Origin of the sequence: Bradyrhizobium sp. PRIMUS42 (assembly GCF_023006515.1) — a bacterium.
Classification (GTDB): Bacteria; Pseudomonadota; Alphaproteobacteria; order Rhizobiales; family Xanthobacteraceae; genus Bradyrhizobium.
In genome coordinates this window covers 1-2041 of record NZ_JALBGZ010000941.1, presented here as the reverse complement: position 1 = coordinate 2041, position 2041 = coordinate 1, and the positions used below count along the sequence as shown (strand labels likewise).

The 2041-nt window shown below is 67.6% G+C and carries 3 protein-coding genes; 2 read left to right on the top strand and 1 reads right to left on the bottom strand.

All coding sequences use genetic code 11. The features are described 5' to 3' along the window. Together MOV75_RS36000 and MOV75_RS35995 are read left to right on the top strand one after the other, a co-directional pair. Positions 1-367 (top strand): siderophore-interacting protein (locus tag MOV75_RS36000; protein WP_247007735.1); only part of this gene is annotated, 367 nt, incomplete at its 5' end. Continuing rightward, entirely contained in the window at positions 364-1218 is an 855-nt protein-coding gene (locus MOV75_RS35995; RefSeq protein WP_246932302.1) for an ATP-binding cassette domain-containing protein, read from the top strand. The genes MOV75_RS36000 and MOV75_RS35995, both read left to right, overlap by 4 nt. A gap of 22 nt (positions 1219-1240) precedes the next feature. Here MOV75_RS35995 and MOV75_RS35990 read toward each other — a convergent pair. Continuing rightward, a partial coding sequence (locus MOV75_RS35990) for an iron chelate uptake ABC transporter family permease subunit (protein WP_246932304.1) occupies positions 1241-2041 on the bottom strand: 801 nt, incomplete at its 5' end.

Sequence of the window (2041 nt, the reverse complement as noted above, 5' to 3'; positions counted from 1 at the left end):
CTGGTTGCTGCTCGCGGGCGACGAAACCGCCCTGCCCGCCATCGCGCGAATTCTCGAGACGCTGCCGGCGACGGCGACGGGCGAGGCCTTCATCGAGGTCGCCGATCGGCGCGAAGAAGTTTCGCTGGTCGCGCCGAGCGGCGTAGCGATCCGCTGGCTGCATCGCGAAGGCCGTCCGGCCGGGACGACGCAGCTCCTGGTCGACGCCGTCAAGGCAGTGCGATGGCCCGACCATCGGGAGGTCTTCGCCTGGGTCGCATGTGAGGCGCAGACGCTAAAGGCCCTGCGAAACCATTTGCGCGACGAGCGAAAGCTCTCCCGCGATCAGCATCTGGCCGTCGCCTATTGGAGCCTGCGCCAACCATGACGTTCCAACACGTGCAGACGGGCGAAACGACGCGCGCCTTGCCGACCGACATCACGCAGGCCTCGCTGGAAGCGCCAGCCTCCTTGTTCGAGCTTGACCAGGTCGGCTTCGCGGTGGCCGGGCGCGCGCTGCTCGAACCGCTCACCTTGTCCCTTCCGGCCCGCAGCGTCGTCGGGCTGATCGGGCACAACGGCTCCGGCAAATCGACCTTGCTGAAATTGCTGGCGCGCCAGCAGCCTAGCTCGTCGGGAACGATTCGTTTCGAAGGGCGCGCGCTGCGCGCGTGGAGCGATCGGGACTATGCCCGCAAGGTCGCCTATTTGCCGCAGCAGACGCCGCCCGCCGCCGGCATGCTGGTCAAGGAGCTGGTCGCACTCGGTCGCTATCCCTGGCACGGCGCCCTCGGACGGTTCGGCGACATCGACCGCGAGAAGGTCGCAAACGCCATGGCGCTGACCCATATCGAGCCGTTCGCGGACCGGCTGGTCGATACGCTGTCGGGCGGCGAGCGCCAGCGGGCCTGGATCGCCATGCTGGTTGCCCAGGATGCCGAATGCCTGCTGCTCGACGAGCCGACCTCGGCGCTGGACATCGCCCATCAGATCGAGGTGCTGTCGCTCGTCCAGCAGCTCGCCCGCGAACGCAACCTCGGCGTGGTCGTCGTGCTCCACGACGTCAACATGGCCGCCCGCTTCTGCGACGAGATCATCGCGCTCCATTCCGGGAAGTTGATTGCCCGCGGCACGCCGGACAAGATCATGACGCCGGCCGAGCTCGAAACCATCTACGGCATCCCGATGGGCGTGATGCCGTCGCCGGATCACGGCCATCTCATCGGCTTCGCGCGGTGAGCAGCCCTCACCTGAGGCGCGGTCAGCCGCGCTGCGGCCGCAGCAGCCAGATGAGATAGGGCCCGGCAAGCATCATCGCGAAAATGCCGGCGGGCATCTGGAACGGAAATATCACCATGCGACCGGCCCAGTCCGCCGTGACCATCAGAATCGCCCCGATCAACGCGGCCAACGCCGCCTGATGAAGTGCACGCTGCGCGCCCATCATCCGCGCCATGTGCGGCGCGATGAATCCCACCAGGCTCAGAAGACCCACCATCAGCGTTGCCGTTGCCGTCAGCAATGCCGTCAGCAGCATGATGATGATGCGGCTCCGCGCCAGCGAGATGCCGATCGAACGCGAGGTCGCCGGTCCGAGCGGCAGGATGTCGAGCCAGCGCGACAGCATCGGCACCATGATCAGCAGAATGAGCGCCGCGGCGGCAAGGATTGCCGCCTCGGCCGGACCGATCTGGTAGAGCGACCCGGTGAGCAGCGACAGCAGCGTGCCGATGCGCGGATCACCGGTCGCCAGCGCCATGGCGATGATCGCGCCGAACGCCGCGCTCATGGCGACGCCGGCCAGCAGCACGCGCTCGGGACTGAACTCGGACCGCCGGCTGAACAGCAGCACCAGTGCCAGCACGATGAAGGCGCCGATCCCGGCCGCCCCTATCTGCGCCAGCCGCGTATGAGCGGGAAAGAGATAGAGCAGGACGATCACGCCCATCGCGGCGCCATAGCTGATGCCCATGACCTCCGGCGCGGCCATCGGATTTCCGGTCATCCGTTGCAGCAGCGTGCCGGCGACCGCGAGCGTCGCGCCTGCTGCCAGCGCCGACAC

Bases quoted from the DNA above. Each gene is read 5' to 3' on its own strand.
- MOV75_RS35995 (WP_246932302.1), top strand. From the start codon at position 364: ATGACGTTCCAACACGTGCAGACGGGCGAAACGACGCGCGCCTTGCCG.